The sequence below is a fragment of the Pseudomonas sp. P4_C3 genome (genome assembly GCF_056402075.1).
In genome coordinates this window covers 1-3,453 of record NZ_JBFUIC010000385.1, presented here as the reverse complement: position 1 = coordinate 3,453, position 3,453 = coordinate 1, and the positions used below count along the sequence as shown (strand labels likewise).

Annotated in this window: 2 protein-coding genes; both read left to right on the top strand. The window is 60.0% G+C overall.

Annotated features, from left to right (window positions below; all coding sequences use genetic code 11):
• Positions 1–651: 651 nt before the first annotated feature.
• Entirely contained in the window at positions 652–2,109 is a 1,458-nt protein-coding gene (locus tag AC1DVH_RS28015; protein WP_477756523.1) for an NAD-dependent succinate-semialdehyde dehydrogenase, read from the top strand.
• Positions 2,110–2,150: 41 nt separating this feature from the next.
• Positions 2,151–3,230: a tartrate dehydrogenase gene (locus AC1DVH_RS28010; RefSeq protein WP_477756522.1), complete on the top strand. Its 1,080-nt coding sequence runs from the start codon at positions 2,151–2,153 to the stop codon at positions 3,228–3,230.
• The last annotated feature ends 223 nt before the right edge of the window (positions 3,231–3,453 follow it).

Genomic DNA, 3,453 nt, shown 5'->3' with positions numbered 1-3,453 from the left:
CGATGGACGAGCTGAGAAGCGTTACTGGTGGCATTAAAAGCGGGCTGGAGCTACGAAGAGCGCTTTAGGTGTAGTTAGCCAGCCAAACATCGTCGGCGCTAGTGTCGACGATGTTTGAACCAGTTTTTACACACTCTGGGCCATGGATGGCCGATGGCGGCGGGCCCCCGGAGCAATGCCGGAGTGAGGGCATGCCGAGCCTAGGCGAGGCACCGAATGGCGGGGCAGAAGCGCTTTGGTTACTTTCGCGCTTTTCGAAAGTGACTCGCTGTAAAAGCGAAACCTCCAGCGGCCGTTACCGCAGAAACGGATATGTACTCCCAGCCCCAAGCCCCAAGCACCAAGCCCCGACAGTGAATCGCTGTAGCCCACGGAATGTGTAGATACCTATGCCCTCTCAAAAAAAACGCTAGCCGCTCGTAACTCTTGCGAAATTCCCAGGCGAATGCCGCCGAGCCTTGGCCTGCGAACTGAAATGACATCGTCAAGCACTGCATCGTCTGACCGCGACAGTATCCATCACCCCACCAACAGTAGAGCCTKCCGTCGAATGCCGATTTTCAGCATTCGACGCTGCCGGGGCGGCGCTTTCAGCATCCTCGTCTGTGGCGACACAATAGACTGGAGGCTGTCTCGGAACAGGACTCGACCATGCTCAACAATCGCCTGAAAGACCCCAGCCTGCTGGTAGAACTCGCTTACATCGACGGTCAGTGGATCAGCGCCGACAACGCCGCCACCCTGGACGTTATCGACCCGGCCAGCGGCCAGTTGCTCGCCCGCGTACCCGCGATGCAAGGCAGYGAAACCCGACGCGCCATCGACGCTGCCGAACGCGCCTGGCCGGCCTGGCGCGCACGCCCGGCGGCAGAACGGGCGGCGCTGCTGGAACGCTGGTATCAGGCGATGATCGACAACCTGGACGATCTCGCGTTGATCATGACCTGCGAGCAAGGCAAGCCGCTGAATGAAGCCAAGGGCGAGGTCCGCTATGGCGCCAGTTTCGTCAAATGGTTCGCCGAAGAAGCCCGTCGGGTTTACGGCGAAACCATCCCGGCACCCAGCGGCGACCGCCGCTTGCTCACGCTTAAACAGCCGGTTGGCGTCTGCGCCGCGATCACCCCGTGGAACTTCCCCAACGCGATGATCACCCGCAAATGCGCACCCGCTTTGGCGGCCGGCTGCCCGGTCATCGTCAAACCCTCGGATCTGACTCCGCTGTCCGCCCTGGCTCTGGCGGTGCTCGCCGAGCGCGTCGGCATTCCGGCCGGGGTGTTCAACGTAGTGACCGGTATGCCTGTCGGCATCGGCGAAGAACTGACCGGCAACCCGACGGTGCGCAAGATCTCCTTCACCGGTTCCACTGCTGTCGGTCGGCTGCTGATGCGCCAGAGCGCCGAACACATCAAGCGCTTGAGCCTGGAACTGGGCGGTAACGCGCCGTTCATTGTGTTCGATGACGCTGATCTGGAACAGGCAGTGGCCGGCATCATGCTCAGCAAGTTCCGCAACGCCGGCCAGACCTGCGTTTGCGCCAACCGGATTCTGGTGCAGGACGGGATCTACGAGCGCTTCGCCCAGCGTCTGGTGGAGGAGGTGGGCAAGCTCAAGGTCGGCAATGGCCTGGACTTTGAGGTGACCATCGGCCCACTGATCAATGCGGCGGCGGTGAGCAAGGTCGCTCGACATATCGACGATGCTTTGAGTCAGGGAGCCCGTCTGCTCTGTGGCGGCATCCCCGAAGGCGACAGCCAGTTCGTCCAGCCGACGGTGCTCGGTGAGGCCCATGCCGGGATGTTGCTGGCCAACGAAGAAACTTTCGGCCCAGTCGCACCGCTGATGCGCTTCACCAGTGAAGAAGAAGCGCTGGCCCTGGCCAATGCCACGCCTTATGGCTTGGGCGCCTATTTCTTCACCCAGGATTTGCGCCGTTCATGGCGCTTCGGTGAGGCGCTGGAGTTTGGCATGATCGGTCTCAACACCGGGCTCATCTCCATGGAAGTCGCCCCATTCGGCGGTATCAAACAATCGGGTCTGGGCCGTGAGGGCAGCAAGTACGGGCTGGATGAATACCTTGAAGTCAAAGCCTTCCACATCGGTGGGCTGTGATCCGGTCAGCGTTTGAACAGGACATTGAGGAGCCACGATTGATGAGCAAACCATTCAGAATCGCCGCGATTGCCGGCGATGGTATCGGCAAGGAAGTCTTGCCTGAAGGGCTGCGGGTACTGGAGCAGGCCGCGAAGAAATGGCAGCTGGACTTGAGCATCGAAGTGCTCGATTGGGCCCACTGCGATTACTACCTGGAACACGGGCAGATGATGCCTGCCGACTGGTTCGAACAACTCAAGGGCTTCGATGCGATTTACTTTGGCGCCGTGGGCTGGCCGGACAAAGTGCCGGATCACATTTCCCTGTGGGGTTCGCTGCTGAAGTTTCGCCGTGACTTTGACCAATACGTGAATATCCGTCCGGTGCGGCTGTTTCCTGGTGTGCCGTGTCCGCTGGCCGGGCGCGAAGCCGGGGACATCGATTTCGTGGTGATCCGCGAGAACACTGAGGGCGAGTATTCGTCGGTCGGCGGCAAGATGTTCGAAGGCACCGAGCATGAGTTCGTGCTGCAGGAGTCGGTGTTCACTCGGCGCGGCGTGGACCGGATTCTCAAGTTCGCCTTCGACCTGGCCCAGACCCGGCCGCGCAAACGTCTGACCGCGGCCACCAAGTCCAACGGCATTTCCATCAGCATGCCGTACTGGGATGAACGCACGGCGTTAATGGCGCAGCAGTACCCGGACGTCACTTGGGACAAGCAACACATCGACATTCTCTGTGCGCGCTTCGTGCTGCAACCAGATCGTTTCGATGTGGTGGTGGCGTCGAATTTGTTCGGCGACATTCTGTCCGACCTGGGACCGGCCTGCGCCGGTACCATCGGCATCGCCCCCTCGGCCAACCTCGATCCGGAGCGGCGCTTTCCTTCGCTGTTCGAACCGGTCCATGGTTCGGCGCCGGATATCTATGGGCAGAACATCGCCAACCCGATTGCAATGATCTGGTCCGGTGCCTTGATGCTGGACTTCCTGGGCAATGGCGATGAGCGCTACCGGGCGGCCCATGACGGTATTCTCAAGGCCATCGAGCAGGTCATCTCCGAGGGACCGATCACCCCTGATCTGGGTGGACAGGGCTCGACCCAGGATGTCGGAATGGCAATCGCTGCGGCGCTTTAACTCCAGATAACAACAGGTGGGCTGGAGAGCTCCACCCCTTCTTGTGTCTCACCCTTTTAGCCCGTCTCACTGCGGGCTTTTTTTTGGTTCTTCACGGAATTCCGGGGAACACATATAACGAAATATCTGTAGGGGCTGCCGAAGGTTCGGGCCGCGTTCGGACGATCTTTTTTTGATCTTRATCTTCAGYAATMTCCAGATCGCAAAAGCAAGATCAAAAGAT

What these genes read in the sequence shown, in the direction of transcription:
- AC1DVH_RS28010 (WP_477756522.1), top strand. Translation starts at nt 2,151, where the DNA reads ATGAGCAAACCATTCAGAATCGCCGCGATTGCCGGCGATGGTATCGGC.